Source organism: Cupriavidus sp. WKF15 (assembly GCF_029278605.1).
Classification (GTDB): Bacteria; Pseudomonadota; Gammaproteobacteria; order Burkholderiales; family Burkholderiaceae; genus Cupriavidus.
This window is the reverse complement of the sequence record NZ_CP119572.1, coordinates 740,159-755,358: the sequence shown is the minus strand read 5'-3', so window position 1 is coordinate 755,358 and position 15,200 is coordinate 740,159. Positions and strand designations below refer to the sequence as shown.

Genomic DNA, 15,200 nt, shown 5'->3' with positions numbered 1-15,200 from the left:
GGCCTCCGCTCAGGCCAGCGCGCGGGCCGCGTCCTTGATCGCGGCCCGGATGCGCTGGTAGGTGCCGCAGCGGCACAGGTTGCCGGCCATGGCCTGGTCGATGTCGGCATCGGTGGGCCGGGGCTTGTTGCGCAGCAGTCCCACCGCGCTCATCACCTGCCCGTTCTGGCAGTAGCCGCACTGGGCCACGTCATGCTTGATCCAGGCGTCGAGTACGGCGCGGCCGACCTTGTCGGCATTCACGCCCTCGATGGTGGTGATGCGCGCCCCGGCCGCTGCCGAGACCGGCGTCACGCAGCTGCGCGTGGCCTGGCCGTTGATATGGACCGTGCAGGCGCCACACGCGGCCATGCCGCAGCCGAACTTGGTCCCGGTCAGGTCAAGGTTGTCGCGCAAGGCCCACAGCAGCGGCGTGGACGGATCCACGTCGACTTCCTGCGCCTTGCCGTTGATATTGAGAGTTGTCATGGGGGGACACTCCTTGGGTACGTTGCCCGTAGTCTTGTTCACACGCCGCGCCCACGGCCATTGACCGGCCGCCGCGGACAAATGAGCATAGTGCAATTCCGGTCACCTTGCCGGCAGGGGCGTGACGCGCGCGCGTCATGCACGAACTTTGTGCAGCCGGGTGAGGTCAGTCAGGAAATCAGGGGCGTCCGCCCGCCGCCACAGCAACAGTGACTCCGACTATTCCAGAATCCCGCGAACGCGCCGTCGCGACACTCGACAGCATCCAGGCCCTGCGCGGACTGGCCGCGGCGTATGTCGTGCTGTACCACTCCGGCCTGACGCTGGGCACCGGACAGACGCCCGTGCTCGCGTGGATCACCGCCAACCTCATCAAGCGCGGCCATGTCGGCGTCGATGTGTTCTTCGTCATCAGCGGCTTCATCATCGCGTGGGTCGCGGTGCTGGCACGGCCGCGGCCCGAAACGCCGGCCAGCTTCGTGATCCGCCGCTGCTGCCGGCTGGCGCCGCCGTACTGGACCATGTCGGTCATCCACGCGCTGCTGCTGAACCCGGTCACGCCGGCGGTGTTCGCGTTGTCGCTGGCCTTCGTGCCCACCAGTACGGACCATGCGCCCTACTACGGCTATCCCGCGCTGTACGTGGGCTGGTCGCTCAACTACGAGATGGCCTTCTACGGCGCCTTCGCGCTCGGGCTATGGCTGGCGGGCCGGCGCGCGCTGTGGGTGGTGCTGGCGCTGTTCGCCGGGTTCACGCTGGCGCTGCCGTGGTGGCGCTTCGGCGCGCCCGTCATGGATCCCGCGCAGGGCTATCCGTTCGCGTGGCCGTGGGTGGCGATGGCGAGCAATCCGCTGGTGCTGGAGTTCCTGCTCGGCTGCCTGCTGGCATGGGCCTATGCGCGCTGGCGCCACCTGCTGACGCGCGGCGCGGCGTGGGCGATGCTGGTCGCGGGCACCGCCTGGTTCCTGGCCTCGCTGCCGCTGGTCGGGCCCGAGTTCAGCCTGGCGGGGCGCGGGCTGCCCGCCGCCGCGCTGCTGGCGGGCGCGGTCGCCGCCGAGCACTGCGGCCTGCTGCGCGTGCCGCGCACGCTGGTATGGCTGGGCGAGCTATCGTACGCCCTATACCTGGTCCACCCTACCGTGATCGAGGGCGTCAAGCGGCTGATGCCCGAACTGGCCCCGGACCAGTACGCGCTGCAGCTCGCGCGATTCGCCATCGACGCCGTGCTGGCGCTGCTGCTGGCGATGCTGCTGCACCGCTGGGTGGAGCTGCCGGGCATCGCCGCCGGCCGGCGCCTGGCCCGCCGGCAAGGTTGACGGCTCAGCTCCGCCGGCTGGCCAGGTACAGGTAAAGCGCGGTCAGGTCGGTGTCGTTCATGCGGCCGAAGGAATCGAACGGCATCACGGTGCTGATGGCCGACCCGTCGGGCCGCTTGCCGCTGCGCATCATGGCGATGAAGGCGGCGGCACGGTCGTAGCGCGCCATCGCGCCCCCCGCAACGGGCCGCAGGTCCGCCGCGGGTGGCCAGTCAGGCGGGGCACCGGGGATCTTGCCGCCGCGCAGGTCGGCGCGGTGGCAGCCCTGGCAGGCATTGGCCACGTAGCCGCCGTACTGCGCCGTCACCGAGGGCACGATCGCCGGCGACGGCGGCAGCTTGTGGTCGATCTTGGAAGCCGCGTCGCGGATCAAGCCCGCGCCATACATCGCGCGCACGAACCACGGCATGCGGATGTCGGCGGGCGCGCCAAGGCCCGGGGGCAGGCTGCGCAGGTACGCCACCAGCGCGGCCAGGTCATCGTCGCTGAGCCGGTTGTAGTCTTCGCTGGGCATGACCAGCAGCGGCCGGCCCGATGGCGCGATGCCATGGCGGATGCTGCGGACCCAGTCGATCGGCTGGTAATGGGCGATCTCAGCGTTGCCGCGCGTCAGGTCGGGCGCGCGCACCTGCAGCCCGCCCGGGTCGTCGAACACCTGGCGCCCGCCGGCCGCGGCGCCGTGGCACTCCATGCAGCCGCGCGATTCGAACAGGTACTTGCCAAGCGCTACGCTGGCGGCATCGTCGCGATAGGCCACCGGCGCCACCTTGACGTCAATGGTGCGCCCGGCCTTCTGGTCGCCGATCAGCATGGCGCCATAGACGACCCCGGCCGCGGCCACGACCAAGCCGGCCAGCGACCACGCCGCCACACGCAGATAACGAGCCATGCTGCTTCCTCCGTGCGGACATCGCACCGCCCATGCGGCGCGGACAGTTCAGCTTGAAGCGGCAGGCATCGCGGTGTCTGTGGGGAAAGGCACACTTGGCCGGGGCCGCGCGACCATGACCGGGGCCATCGCCATGACGTCCTCCGCCGGTGGCGGCGCCATACCAAAAAAAGCGCGACAGCACCAGTGGCAACAGGCACGGTACCTGCCTGCTATCTCCGACCTGCCTCCGATTCCGAACCGATACAGTGGCGCTACGCTGGGGCCCGCTACGCCCTGGCAACGTTGAACCCACGTTCCTGCCTGCCAGAACCGTCCATGACGCCCGATACGGTCGATACGGCCGCTCCCTCCGTTGGCGCACCGCTGCGCCGCTGGCTGCCCATGCTGATCTGCGGCATGGGCTATTTCGCCCTGGCCGCGTTCGGCATCTGGCTGGCGCGCCTGCCCGGCAGCGTGGCCACGCTGTGGTTGCCCAACGCCTTTTGCCTGTGCCTGCTGCTGCATCGGCCGCGCGCCGAGGCGCCGTGGCTGCTTGCCAGCATGTTCTGCGCCAACCTGGCCGCCAACTGCCTGTTCCTGGACGGCCCGGACGCGGCCGTACTGCTGGCCGCCGCGAACCTGTTCGAGGTCGCATGGACGGCACGGCTGCTGCGCTTTGTCTCCGCCCATGCCAGCGCGGAGCGCCTGGGCCCGCTCGGCAATTTCGCGTTCACGCTCGGCGTGGCCTGCATGCTGGGGCCGGCGCTGGGCGCCACGGCCGGCGCGGCGGCGCTGACCTGGGTGGCCGGCACACGCTTTGCAAGCCTCTGGTGGGCCTGGTGGCAGGCGGGCGCACTTGGCATGGTGGTGCTGCTGCCGCTGGCGCTGACCATCAACGCCACACGCGCACGCGCAACCTTTGCGCGCCGCATGCTGTTGCCGCAGGCCGGCCTGCTCGCCCTGTGCCTGGCCATCGGCGCGCTCGCGCTGTGGCAAGGCCATGATCCGTTCGTCGCCATGTCGCTGCCACTGGTGCTGGCGGCCATGTTCGCCAACCCGTTCGGCACGGCGCTGCTGACGCTGCTGGCCACGCTGACCATGGAACTGGCCGCCGTGGCGGCAGGGGTGCAGCAGTCGGTGCCGCTGTCGGCCGCCCTGATCATGGTGTTCCCGGTCTGCATCGCCTACCTGGCGGACCAGAACCGCCATGGCCGCGCCAGCCTGCACAGCAGCGACCAGCGCTTTCGCCTGGCCATGGAACATTCGGCCATCGGCATGGCGCTGACCGGGCTGGACGGCCGCTGGCAGACCGTGAACCGCGCGCTGACGGACCTGCTCGGCTACAGCCCCGCACAGCTGTACCAGCAGCGCTTCCAGGACATCACCCACCCCGATGACCTCGATGCCGACCTGCGCCAGATGCAACGGCTGCTGGACGGCGAGATCGAGTCCTACCGCATGGAAAAGCGCTTCCTGCACCAGGCCGGCGAGTACCGCTGGGCCTTGCTGGCGGTGTCCCTGGTGCGCGACCAGCACAGCCGCAGCCCACTGCACTTCATCGCGCAGATCGAGGATATCCACACGCGCAAGCTCGCCCAGGAGCAGCTCGAGCAGCTGTCGCGCCGCACCCAGCTCGCGGTGGAAGCCGGTGGCGTGGGCATCTGGGAATGGGATTTCACCAGTTCCGGCATTACCTGGGATGCCCGCATGCACGCGCTGCACGGCACCGATGCCGCGCACGGCGCGCCGGTGATCGCGCAGTGGATCGCCATGCTCCACCGCGACGACGTGGCCCGCGTGAACGGCGAGATGCGCAAGGCCATCCGCGGCGAGAAGGCGTTCGACACGGAATACCGCATCGTCTGGCCCGATGGCCAGGTACGCCACGTGCGCGCGATGGCCAATGTCACGCGCAACGGCGACGGCGCCGCGCTTGCGCTGGTGGGCACGAACTGGGACATCACCGAGCAGCGCCGCCTGACCGAGGCGCTGTTCGAGGAGAAGGAACGCCTGCACATCACGCTGCAGTCCATCGGCGACGCCGTGATCTGCACCGACGCCGGCATGCGCGTGACCTTCATGAACCCGATTGCCGAGCAACTCACGGGCTGGACCATGGCCAGCGCGAGCGGCCTGCCGCTCGAACGCGTGTTCCGCATCGTCGACGAACTCACCGGGCTGCCCATCCCCAGCCCGGTCGAAGCCTGCCTGCAGACGCTCACGCCCGCTTACCTGCAGGAGGGCGCGGTGCTGCAGAGCCTGACCGGCGAGCGCCACGACGTGCAGGATTCCGCCGCCCCGGTACTCACCGCGGCCGGCGATGTGCTGGGCGCGGTGCTGGTGTTCCAGGACATCACCACGGCCCGTGCGATGCAGCGCGAGCTGGCCCATTCGGCCATGCACGACGCGCTCACCGGGCTGCCCAACCGCACCTGGTTCGAAAAGCGGCTGCGCGAGGCCTGCGAGGCCGCGCGCACGCAGGGCCACCACGCCGCGCTGTGCTTCATCGACCTGGACCGCTTCAAGATCGTCAACGACACCGCCGGGCACGCCGCCGGCGACATCCTGCTGCGCGAGCTGGGCTACCTGATCCGCAACCATGTGCGCCCCGACGACCTGCTGGCGCGGCTCGGCGGCGACGAGTTCGGGCTGCTGCTCAAGGACTGCACGGTCGACCAGGCCGAGGCCATCGGCCAGGGCGTGATCGACGCCATCCGCAGCCGGCGCTTCCCGTGGGACGGCCGCGTGTACGACGTGGGCGCCAGCATCGGCATTGCCGCCATCGACCAGGACGTGCCGCCGGTCGGCGAACTGATGAGCCGCGCCGACGTGGCCTGCTATGCCGCCAAGGCGGCCGGGCGCAGCCGCGTGTCGGTGTATCGCCGCGACGAGAGCGACGCGCGGCGCCACCATCGTGAACTCGAGGTGGCCGCGGGCATCCACTCGGCGCTGGAAGGCAATCACTTCCGGCTGTTCGCGCAGGAGATCCGCGCGCTGCAGCACCAGCCCGGCGACGGCCGCGAGGAACGCCATATCGAGATCCTGGTGCGCATGGTCGACGAGCACGGCGAGATGATCATGCCCGGCGCCTTCATTCCGGCCGCGGAGCGCTATGACCTGATGGGGCACGTCGACCGCTGGGTCATCCGCCATGTGCTGCGGGAGTACGGCGAGCGCCTGCGCGCCGTGCCGGGCCTGTCGGTGTCGGTCAACCTGTCGGCCAACTCGCTCGACGAACCCTTCCTGCTGCCCTTCCTGCATGCCGAGCTGGAGCGATCGGCCCTGCCCGCCAGCCGTATCCGGCTCGAGATCACGGAAACCGCGCTGATCAACAACATGGCCGCCGCCAACCGCGTGGTAACGGAAATGCGGCGCGCCGGCTGCACGGTGGCGCTCGATGATTTCGGCTCCGGGCTGTCGTCATTCGCGTATCTCAAGCAGTTCCCGGTGGACTACCTCAAGATCGACGGCAGCTTTATCCGCAACCTGGCCGACAACGTGGTCGACCGCGAGATCGTCAGCTCGATCAACGATATCGGCCACCGGCTCGGCGTGCGGACCGTGGCCGAATGGGTGGAGGACGAGCGCACGCTGAACGCGCTGCGCGCGATCGGCGTGGACTACGCCCAGGGCTATGCCATCGGGCGGCCGGTTCCGCTCGATGCCTACCTTGCCGAGTGCGAGAACCTGGCACCGGCAAGTGACTGAACGTCCATAGCGCGGGCTCCCGCTCGCGCGGCATGCCACGGCAATCGTTCGGAAATCCGAACGATTGCCGCACCCAACATCCGGACGGCCGAACACTGGCGCCGGCATCACATTTTTTCTCCTTTGTTTTCAGCGGCTTAGCGTGCACTGCGAGGCATGCGGCCCTGGCACGTCTCGTGCAATGTATGGCGCCGCCGACAGGGCCAACAGGCAGGCCAGGCCGTCCCCGCGACGTGCCGGCCAACGCCAAAAACCAAGGAGGAGACATATGACGGAACCCGCCAATCAATCTGCCCGCGCCGCCCAGGCGCGAATGCGGCGCCTGTTGCCCCGCTAACGTCCCCGGCCCGCGCCGGCGCGACGCACCGCCCTTGCCGGCGGCACAGCGTTCCGGCCCGGCCGATCCCGCAATACAGCCGTCCGGCTCCTTCCCCGTCCGCGGGCGAGGCACCGGACGCACGGCCTGACCCACGATGAAACTGAACCGACTGCCCACCCTGATCTTCATTGCGATGCTGCTTGGCGTGCTGGTCGGCACCGCCGCGCACAATCTGTCGCCGGACGCCGCCACCGCCAAATCCATCGCGGACCACCTGTCCATCCTCACTGACGTGTTCCTGCGGATGATCAAGATGATCATCGGACCGCTGGTATTTGCCACGCTCGTGGCCGGCATCGCCAGCATGGGCGACGGCCGCGCCGTCGGCCGCATCGGCATGAAGGCGATGGGCTGGTTTATCGGCGCGTCGATCACCTCGCTGCTGCTCGGCCTGCTGATGGCCAACCTGCTGACTCCCGGCCACGGCATGAACCTGCCGCTGCCGGCGGCCGATGCCGCGTCCACCCTCAAGACCGGCGCGCTGAACCTGCGTGACTTTGTCGCGCACATGTTCCCGAAGAGCTTCGTCGAAGCCATGGCCACCAACGAGATCCTGCAGATCGTGGTGTTCTCGCTGTTCTTCGGCTTTGCGCTGGGCACCGTCAAGGACGGCGTGGGCAAGCCGGTGCTGCAAGGCATCGAGGGCCTCGGCCACGTCATGCTGAAGGTGACCAACTACGTGATGGCGTTCGCGCCGGTGGGCGTGTTCGGCGCCATCTCGGCCGTCATCACCGCGCAGGGCCTGGGCGTGCTGGTGGTCTACGCCAAGCTGCTGGGCAGCCTGTACCTGGCGCTGGCGCTGCTGTGGGTAGCGCTGATCGCGGGCGGCTACTACTTCCTGGGCCGCGACGTGTTCCGCCTGCTCAGGCTGATGCGCGCGCCGCTGATGATCGGCTTCGCCACGGCCAGCAGCGAATCGGCCTACCCGAAGGTCATCGACCAGCTGACGCATTTCGGCGTCAAGGAGCGCATCACCAACTTCGTGCTGCCGCTGGGCTACTCGTTCAACCTGGACGGCTCGATCATGTACACCTCGTTCGCGGCGCTGTTCGTGGCCCAGGTGTATGGCATCCAGCTGTCGCTGACCCAGCAGATCACCATGCTGCTGGTGCTGCTGGTCACCAGCAAGGGCATCGCCGGCGTGCCGCGCGCCTCGCTGGTGGTGGTGGCCGCCGTGCTGCCGATGTTCGGCCTGCCGGAAGCCGGCATCCTGCTGGTGCTCGGCATCGACCACGTACTGGACATGGGTCGCACCGTGACCAATGTGCTGGGCAATGCGATTGCCACGGCTGTCGTCGCCAAAAGCGAAGGCGCCATCGGCGCGCCCGTGCCGTCCGACGAGGATGAACCCGTCGCGGACAGCGCCCCTGCCCTGGCATCCGCCCAGGTGCTGGCGGGCAAGTAAGCCGCCCTGTTTCGATAGGGCACGCGCCGGAGCCCGGCTGCCGATCAGGCAGCCGGGCTTTTTTTTTGGTTTTTTGGTGGAATGTGGGTGGGGGTTTTTGGGGGGGTCTCTGGTCCGGAAGGTTGTCGTGCTTGGCAGGCGCCGCTGTTTCGCCGGCTACGCCGGCGAAACAGCGGCGCCTGCCAAGCACGACAACCCCCTCATCATCAAACATCCCCATCCCTATCCCGGCAGAAAGAAGAAGGTAAGCCCAAGCGCAAGATATACAACCAGCAACTGCGTACCCTTAAACCAATCCGCATGCCCATCGCTAGCCATCTGCGCCGTGACCAGCACCGACAGGATGACAATCAGCACAAGGGCCGGACGGAACGCGAGGTCCATCGGCGCCGGACCGAGGAAATGGCTTGCCAGCACCAGCACCGGCGCGACGAACAGCGCCACCTGGACGCTCGAGCCGACCGCAATGGAAAACGACAGGTCCATGCGATTCTTCATTGCCGCGGTAATAGCCGATGCATGCTCGGCTGCATTGCCCAAGATCGCGACCACGAAGGCACCGACAAAAATATCGCTGAGCGCGTATTCATGCATCACGGGGGCGAGCGAACCCACCATGATCTCGCTCATCCACGCAACGGCCGCGGTGGCTGCCGCCAGAATCGCAAGCGCCGCTCCCGTGGATGCGTGTGCCTTGTGCTCCGTGTCTTCCTGAATGGCCATTTCGGCTTCGTGCGCGCTGCGGAACAGCGCCGGGTGCGTAACCAGCGAGAACACCAGGTACAGCGCGTAGACGACAAGGAGGACGATGGCGATCGAAACGCTGAGAGGGTCCAGCACGGCCGACTTGCCCTCGACGGCTTCGAAGGCAGCCGGAAGAATCAGCGCGATGGCCGACAGAATGAGCATGGTCGCCTGGGAACGAGCGCCACGCGGATTGAAGGCCTGTTCGGGATAGCGGATGCCCCCGGCGAGCATCGCGGCGCCAAACACCAGCAGCAGGTTCCCGATGATGGAACCGACAATGGACGCTTCTACTACCTGATACAGTCCGGCACGCAAGGCAGTCAGCGCGATGATCAGTTCCGCCGCATTGCCGAACGTCGCATTGAGCAGTCCGCCAACAGCTTCGCCCATGCGTTCCGCCAGTTGCTCTGTGGCGTGGCTCATTCGTCCGGCAAGGGGCAGGATGGCCAGTGATGAGGCAGCAAATATCAGGAGGTGATGGTCGGGAGCCAGGAACTCCAGGGCGATTGCAATCGGGACAAAGACAAGAAGCCAGTTCATCCACATGGTTTGCCTCTTACTCTAGAAGCTGACACCCAGCGACAGGATCGCGACCTGCTCGTGCGAGCCAGGGTTGAACCAGTAGAAACCAGCGGTGACCTTGCGCACCGTGACCTGGAAAAAGCCGCCCCGCTGGAGATCGCGGTCGCCCCCGTAAATCCGCGTGCGCTGGGCGACGAGGCCCAATCTCAGCCATTCGACGGGGCGGTAGCCCAGTTCGCTCCAGGCATAGAGGTATCCCGGTTCTGCCCCGTTCGGATCCAGGTATTCGGCTTCGATGTAGTAGTCGAACTTGCTGATGGCCACGCTGGCCTCGAGCCCGCCAATCACACCGTGTGTCGAGCCCCAGACGAATCCGACGATAGGCGTCGCCTTGAACTGGATGGCTTCGCCCCCCGCGAATGACCAGCCGATGAATGCCGACTGCGAATGCTTCGCCTCGTAGTTGGTTCTTGCCTCGAGGTGGAGTTGCGATTTTTCAGCAATGAAGATGCCGCTGAGATAGTCACCGCTCTCGCGCGGCATATTCCAGTAGCCGGTTGCCGAAAACGTCCAAGGCATGCTGGCAGGCATTGGGGCAGCATCCGGTGCAGGCTGGGGCGGCTCCTCTGCGCTTGCGCCGGCCGCCGCAAGCGTGAGGGCCAGCAGCAAGGTCGCGGCACGCACCTCAGCCACCCAGCGCAATGACAGCTGCAGTCAGGGCGGCCCCTCCCGCCATCATGCCCAGGCCGGTGGCCCACCCGCCAATGCCTGCGTAGCGGCCCAGCGCCCATCCGGCGATAAAGAGCATGGCGAGCGTCAGCACGCGCGAGATCAGCAGTGCCTGGCGCACGTCTGCCACCAGCACGAACGGCAGCGCTACCGGAAACGTGGTCAGGACGACAATGCAGAAGATCCGCACGGACGCCAGCAGGTCGCCCAGGTTCAGGCGGGGACGGGCCGGCAGTGTCGGGTCGGCGGCGAGCCGCGCCCGCACGGCTTCCAGTTCCGTCTCGGTCACCAGCGACCTCATTTTCCGTGGCAAGGCATCACGTATGAGAGCGGTTGCCACCGAACGGTCCTTCGCATTCCTGACGGCCAGCGCGAGGGCGAGCCTCTGGCCGCGGCCTGCCAGCGTGCGCACCAGGAACATGACTGCGTCGACCAGCCCCCAGGCCAGGTTGCAACCCAGGGCGGCATGCAGCATGGTGCGGCTGGCGTTCGGCCCGCCCGTGCCGCTCGCCACCGCGCCCACAAAAGTGAGCGCCATGAACAGGCCGAAGCACATCTCGGATACACGGTCCACCACGTCCAGCACCGGCTCTCGCATCTCTGCGCCTTCCGGCGCGGCTGGCGTGCCTGCGCCGATGCTCGTCTTGGGTGTATTTGCCACGGAGAGCCCCCCGCTAGTGCCCCTATCTGTCCGCCTTGCCTCATCATGACAAGCCGACGTCCGCCGTAAGTCACATTCCGCCGGATTCGCCATATGACCATAGGGCAGGGATCCCCCGAATGCAACCCGGACGCCGCGCGGTTGTGGCGGCCCTTGACCGATGCTTTGGCGTAGCTGGCGGGCCAAGCCGGCCAGGGATTTTCCAGTCTCCGCGCTGCGCGCCAGCCGTGCGGCGCACCGGGTTCATCAATTGCCAGTCGAGACGGCCTTCTCCGTGTGGTACGGCATCACGAAGCCTTGCGCCGGTTCGTCGATGGCGATGGCATGAACCATTGGCGCGTAGATCGGCGTGACGTCGCCAAAGATCGTCGCGAACGACACATCGGCGGCGTCGCGGCCGGTGCCGATCCGTACGAACCCCATCGGAATGCCGGTTCTGGACGGATCGACGATGTACCAGCGGTCGCCGACATAGACTTCGACATAGGCGTGGAAATCGGGCGGACCCAGCGACGGGTCGGCGCCGTAATCCGTGCCGGTGGTGAACCGCGCCGGGATGTTGACGGCCCGGCAGAGCGCAATCATCAGGTGCGAAAAATCACGGCATACGCCGGCACGCTCGATCAGCGTTTCGACGGCCGACGTGCGCGCATTGGATGCGTTCGCCGTGTAGGTGATCTGCCGCTGCACCCATGCCATGATGGCCTGTACGCGCCGATAGCCCTGGGGGAGGCTGCCAAACTCTTCCATCGCCAGCCGCAATAACTTGTCGGACTCGCAATAGCGGCTGGGATAGATATAGCCCAACACCTCCAGTGGCAACCGATGGATCGGGATCTCCTGCAACTGAGCGGGATCGGCCTGATGGTGCCGCAGGTCGACCGTGGCCCGATACGATACCGCCAGTTCCCCCGGCTGGCCGCGCAACCGCATGTATCGATTGCCCGTCAGCGCATCGGTCTGGATTTCAGCCTCGATGGCCTGGCTCAGCGACAGGTGCTCGGACGACACCCACTGGCATGGCGTGTGCGCGGGATGGATATTGAAGATGAAGTCGCCGCCCGGGGTATCGATGTGGTACGCCAGATCGACGTGCAGCTCGATCCGCACTTTGGGCGAGCAGGCGGGACTCATACCGGACACTTGCATTGCGGCAGCTCCGGCAGGCGCGACACTGCGCAATGGATGAAGTGCAGTTTGGCGACGGCACGCCGGGGCAGGACGAACGGATAGAAATCGTGCTGGCCCATCGCGCGCGACATCTCGTTCATCACGCCGGTGATCTGAATCCACCGGTGCAGCATCTCCAGGAATGCGTCCCCGCCGGGGTCGTCGGTCCACCACAGGTCAGGTACGCCGAAGGATTCGGACTCGCTATCCACCTGCATCGGCGCGATGCCGAAGCTGATAGCAGTATCGAGCGTGTCGCGAAGATGGAGATAGTGCGCCCAGCTTTCCGCCCAGTCCTCGAACGGGTGGACACTCGCATAGGCACTGACGAAGTGCTGCGCCCAATCGGCCGGCGGGCCATGCCGATAGCCTTGCTTCAGTGCCGCGGCGTAGTCCTGCCGGTCGTCCCCGAAGACGCGGCGGCCGGCATCCTGCCAGTCGCTTCCCATGATCAGCCGCCACCAGTAGTAGTGGCCAACCTCATGGCGGAAGTGACCGAGCAGCGTTCGGTAAGGCTCGTGCATCGCGACGCGGGCGCGCTCGCGAAACACGTCGTCGGCCTCTTCCAGGTCGATGGTGATGATGCCGCGCACGTGCCCTGTCAGCACACGCGGCTGTCCGGGCAAACGACGCAGGAAGTCGTAGGCAAGTCCCCTGTCAGGGTCCTCCACCACCTTGGATTTGACCGGCAAGCCAAGCCCGATGAGCTGTGACACGAGCCGGCGCTTGGCCCTTTCCAGGTTTTGCCACAGCGGCAGGTTCTCGCTGCAAGACAGGTCCGGAATGGTGCGGTTGAGCCGGCAAGCCTTGCACAAGTCCGGATGCGCCGCGTCGTCGGGCTCGATCAGCCAATTGCAGGACGCGGCGGTGGTGAAGTTGGCACAGCGGCGGTACAGGAGCGCGCTTGCCGCGTCATTGCCGACGATCCGCCAGGTGTCCGGTTCCGGCCCCGCTTCCAACGGATACAAGCCCCGCAGCGATGGCGCATAGCCAAGCGGCGCTTCGCATGCCAGGCAGCGGCTGTTGCGGAAGAAGACTTGCTGGCCGCAGATGCACTGATACGCGCGAGGGATCGCGACGCCATGGGCGGCTTTCGCAGAAGGCAGAGGCAGGTCGGTCAAAGCGTTGTCCGATACTAGACGCCTCCCATGCTCTGGCCGGGGACCAGGCCATCGATGATCTGCTCTCCCGTCCTGACCGCCGCGCGCTTCGCGAGGCCAAGGCTTTCCCATTGTTCCGCGGCCAAGGCAAAGACCTTGCCGTTGGCAGCGGTTGGTTCCTCGCCTTCACGGCAGATGACGACGGAAGCGCTGTAGGTGCGGTCAGGCCGCCGCTCATGCCACTCGCGGGGCGAATCATAGCGGTAGACCAGCGGATAAAGGTCGAAGCCCTTGTAGTTGGCACTCGGGGAATTGTCCATTGTCATCTCCGTTGGACCGTGCTCTCACTGTACGCTCTTGCGCCAGGGCATGCAGGATTACTTGAACCGCAATCCGTCAGGCGCGCGGCGAACCTCCGCAGCATTGAAGGCGTTCGTTTCTACCGCACCTTGCGTAACCCTCTACCAAGTGGCCTCGGCAATCCCATAGACAAAGGCGTACAGGTTTTCCAGGGTGGGTTCGCTGGTGCGAAGCCATTGCTGGCAGAATGCCGCGCAGGCTTCATCCGAAAGTTGCTGGCCGCTCGCAACGTCGTGCAGCCGCCGGGCCCACGGCCAGGGATCTCCGCCATCCAACGCCTGGCTTAACGGCATCAATAACGCGGCGACCGCGCTGATACGCTCGTTATCCGCCTGTTTCGCCCACTGGCTGGAAAGACCGCCGCTGCCAACCACCTCTGCATCTTCGATTCGCATCACATGCCTCATTTGGGGATCTTTCGATCACGAGTTCGTGCGGGAAGCCCGGACTGACGACCACGTGCTATTTGTCATTCGTTCCGCGTTCCCGCGAATCATCAGTGCGCTGTCGTCCAGAACTTCGGATGAATCGCTGAGCTCGATCCTGGGCACTTCGGGAAACAGGACCGAAACGAGTTCGTCGGCGACCTGATGGGAATCGAAGGGACCAAAGCGATAGACCGATGCGCCATCGACCTCGGCAAAGCACCAACCGCCATTCAACGCCGGGAAGAGAATCACGCTGTGACCTGCATGCTGGATAGCCATACAACCCCCTATCTCCTGCGCATCCACGGCGTCTTGTTCGGTGCGCAACCTCCACGCCCCGGTCACAGGACAGAATCGATGCAGCCACAATAAGAGATCGCCTGCGACCTGTCGGTACGCTATCGTGCAAGTCGTGCAATTTTTGCGTGTTCGAAGAATCCGATCGGCCACATTACCTTGGGCAAGGGGCGCGTGACGCACCCATCCATTCTTGCCGAAGGTATATATTGGAATCCCGATGCTTGCATGGCCTGTTTCTCGTTTCGCCATCGACACGCGATTGCACAAGGGAAGCGAGATATGCTGCACTTGGACGCTCCGCGAGGGAATCATCTCTTGTCCGTTCTGCCAGAGTCAGAATGGTCTCGCCTGGCGGCACAACTGATGCCCGTTGATCTTCCGCTGGGCAGCGCGATCTACGAGTCCGGCGACCGCCTGGACTATGCCTTTTTCCCCACCACGTCGATCGTGTCGTTGCTCTATGTCATGGAGAACGGCGCGTCGGCCGAGATCGCCATCGTAGGAAACGAAGGCGTCGTCGGAATCGCCATCTTCATGGGTGGAGAAACCATGCCGAGCCGCGCGATCGTGCAGAGTGCGGGCGCGGGCTTCATGCTCGACCGCGCGGCAATGAAAGCGGAGTTCAACCGTGGCGGGCCAATGCAGCGGCTGCTCCTGCGCTATACGCAGGCACTGATTACGCAGATGGCGCAGACCGCTGTCTGTAACCGGCATCACTCCATTGACCAGCAGCTTTGCCGCTGGCTCCTGCTGAGCCTGGACCGTTTGCCCACCAATAAGCTTCGCATGACGCAAGAGCTGATCGCCAACATGCTGGGCGTGCGCAGGGCAGGCGTGACCGAGGCAGCGCTGAAATTACAGGAGGCAGGCCTGATCCATTATCACCACGGGTGCATCGACGTGCTGGACCGGGCTGGCCTGGAGGCTCGCGTGTGCGAGTGCTACACCGTCGTCAAGCAGGAGTTCGACCGACTCCTTCCCAACTTGCAGGCGATCTGAGGGATCCGAAAGCGTTCTCGCGATTTCAGTGCGCGGC

The 15,200-nt window shown here is 66.1% G+C and carries 14 protein-coding genes; 4 read left to right on the top strand and 10 right to left on the bottom strand.

Annotated elements, in window-relative coordinates; genetic code table 11:
• Positions 1–9 precede the first annotated feature (9 nt).
• On the bottom strand, positions 10–468 hold the full coding sequence (locus CupriaWKF_RS03625; protein ID WP_276099670.1) for a (2Fe-2S)-binding protein: 459 nt from the start codon (positions 466–468) through the stop codon (positions 10–12).
• 209 nt (positions 469–677) lie between these two features.
• Here CupriaWKF_RS03625 and CupriaWKF_RS03620 point away from each other — a divergent pair, with 209 nt between their 5' ends.
• Positions 678–1,784: an acyltransferase gene (locus tag CupriaWKF_RS03620; protein WP_276099669.1), complete on the top strand. Its 1,107-nt coding sequence runs from the start codon at positions 678–680 to the stop codon at positions 1,782–1,784.
• Positions 1,785–1,788: 4 nt separating this feature from the next.
• Here the strand turns inward: CupriaWKF_RS03620 and CupriaWKF_RS03615 are convergent, their stop codons facing one another.
• On the bottom strand, positions 1,789–2,673 hold the full coding sequence (locus tag CupriaWKF_RS03615; protein WP_276099668.1) for a c-type cytochrome: 885 nt from the start codon (positions 2,671–2,673) through the stop codon (positions 1,789–1,791).
• A gap of 318 nt (positions 2,674–2,991) precedes the next feature.
• Here CupriaWKF_RS03615 and CupriaWKF_RS03610 point away from each other — a divergent pair, with 318 nt between their 5' ends.
• Together CupriaWKF_RS03610 and CupriaWKF_RS03605 are read left to right on the top strand one after the other, a co-directional pair.
• A complete protein-coding gene (locus CupriaWKF_RS03610) occupies positions 2,992–6,363 on the top strand; it encodes a diguanylate cyclase (RefSeq protein WP_276099667.1) in 3,372 nt (1,123 codons plus the stop codon).
• Between the two features lie 473 nt (positions 6,364–6,836).
• On the top strand, positions 6,837–8,147 hold the full coding sequence (locus CupriaWKF_RS03605; protein WP_276099666.1) for a dicarboxylate/amino acid:cation symporter: 1,311 nt from the start codon (positions 6,837–6,839) through the stop codon (positions 8,145–8,147).
• 222 nt (positions 8,148–8,369) lie between these two features.
• Here the strand turns inward: CupriaWKF_RS03605 and cax are convergent, their stop codons facing one another.
• The 8 genes from cax to CupriaWKF_RS03565 form a co-directional block, all read right to left on the bottom strand.
• Positions 8,370–9,440, bottom strand: a complete 1,071-nt coding sequence (gene cax / locus CupriaWKF_RS03600; RefSeq protein ID WP_276099665.1) for a calcium/proton exchanger — start codon at positions 9,438–9,440, stop codon at positions 8,370–8,372.
• A gap of 15 nt (positions 9,441–9,455) precedes the next feature.
• Entirely contained in the window at positions 9,456–10,100 is a 645-nt protein-coding gene (locus tag CupriaWKF_RS03595) for a hypothetical protein (RefSeq protein ID WP_276099664.1), read from the bottom strand.
• Position 10,101: 1 nt separating this feature from the next.
• A complete protein-coding gene (locus CupriaWKF_RS03590) occupies positions 10,102–10,806 on the bottom strand; it encodes a hypothetical protein (RefSeq protein ID WP_276099663.1) in 705 nt (234 codons plus the stop codon).
• A 246-nt stretch (positions 10,807–11,052) separates the two neighbouring features.
• The gene (locus CupriaWKF_RS03585) at positions 11,053–11,955 is read right to left on the bottom strand and encodes a transglutaminase family protein (protein ID WP_276099662.1); all 903 of its coding nucleotides are present in this window, start codon (positions 11,953–11,955) and stop codon (positions 11,053–11,055) included.
• On the bottom strand, positions 11,937–13,097 hold the full coding sequence (locus CupriaWKF_RS03580; RefSeq protein ID WP_276099661.1) for a putative zinc-binding metallopeptidase: 1,161 nt from the start codon (positions 13,095–13,097) through the stop codon (positions 11,937–11,939). Before CupriaWKF_RS03580 ends, CupriaWKF_RS03585 begins: the two co-directional genes overlap by 19 nt.
• A 14-nt stretch (positions 13,098–13,111) precedes the next feature.
• Positions 13,112–13,396: a hypothetical protein gene (locus CupriaWKF_RS03575; RefSeq protein WP_276099660.1), complete on the bottom strand. Its 285-nt coding sequence runs from the start codon at positions 13,394–13,396 to the stop codon at positions 13,112–13,114.
• Between the two features lie 141 nt (positions 13,397–13,537).
• The gene (locus CupriaWKF_RS03570; RefSeq protein WP_276099659.1) at positions 13,538–13,831 is read right to left on the bottom strand and encodes a hypothetical protein; all 294 of its coding nucleotides are present in this window, start codon (positions 13,829–13,831) and stop codon (positions 13,538–13,540) included.
• 27 nt (positions 13,832–13,858) lie between these two features.
• Positions 13,859–14,143 (bottom strand): hypothetical protein, encoded by a 285-nt coding sequence (locus CupriaWKF_RS03565; RefSeq protein WP_276099658.1) that lies wholly within the window; start codon positions 14,141–14,143, stop codon positions 13,859–13,861.
• A 300-nt stretch (positions 14,144–14,443) separates the two neighbouring features.
• On the opposite strand from CupriaWKF_RS03565, the gene CupriaWKF_RS03560 reads away from it, so the two are divergent.
• Positions 14,444–15,163, top strand: coding sequence for a Crp/Fnr family transcriptional regulator (locus CupriaWKF_RS03560; protein WP_276099657.1), 720 nt, complete (start codon positions 14,444–14,446; stop codon positions 15,161–15,163).
• The last annotated feature ends 37 nt before the right edge of the window (positions 15,164–15,200 follow it).

Excerpts from the sequence above, each read along its gene's own strand:
- CupriaWKF_RS03625 (WP_276099670.1), bottom strand. The coding sequence starts at position 468 with ATGACAACTCTCAATATCAACGGCAAGGCGCAGGAAGTCGACGTGGAT.
- CupriaWKF_RS03615 (WP_276099668.1), bottom strand. The coding sequence starts at position 2,673 with ATGGCTCGTTATCTGCGTGTGGCGGCGTGGTCGCTGGCCGGCTTGGTC.
- CupriaWKF_RS03610 (WP_276099667.1), top strand. The coding sequence starts at position 2,992 with ATGACGCCCGATACGGTCGATACGGCCGCTCCCTCCGTTGGCGCACCG.
- CupriaWKF_RS03605 (WP_276099666.1), top strand. The coding sequence starts at position 6,837 with ATGAAACTGAACCGACTGCCCACCCTGATCTTCATTGCGATGCTGCTT.
- cax (WP_276099665.1), bottom strand. The coding sequence starts at position 9,440 with ATGTGGATGAACTGGCTTCTTGTCTTTGTCCCGATTGCAATCGCCCTG.
- CupriaWKF_RS03585 (WP_276099662.1), bottom strand. The coding sequence starts at position 11,955 with ATGCAAGTGTCCGGTATGAGTCCCGCCTGCTCGCCCAAAGTGCGGATC.
- CupriaWKF_RS03575 (WP_276099660.1), bottom strand. The coding sequence starts at position 13,396 with ATGGACAATTCCCCGAGTGCCAACTACAAGGGCTTCGACCTTTATCCG.
- CupriaWKF_RS03570 (WP_276099659.1), bottom strand. The coding sequence starts at position 13,831 with ATGCGAATCGAAGATGCAGAGGTGGTTGGCAGCGGCGGTCTTTCCAGC.
- CupriaWKF_RS03565 (WP_276099658.1), bottom strand. The coding sequence starts at position 14,143 with ATGGCTATCCAGCATGCAGGTCACAGCGTGATTCTCTTCCCGGCGTTG.
- CupriaWKF_RS03560 (WP_276099657.1), top strand. The coding sequence starts at position 14,444 with ATGCTGCACTTGGACGCTCCGCGAGGGAATCATCTCTTGTCCGTTCTG.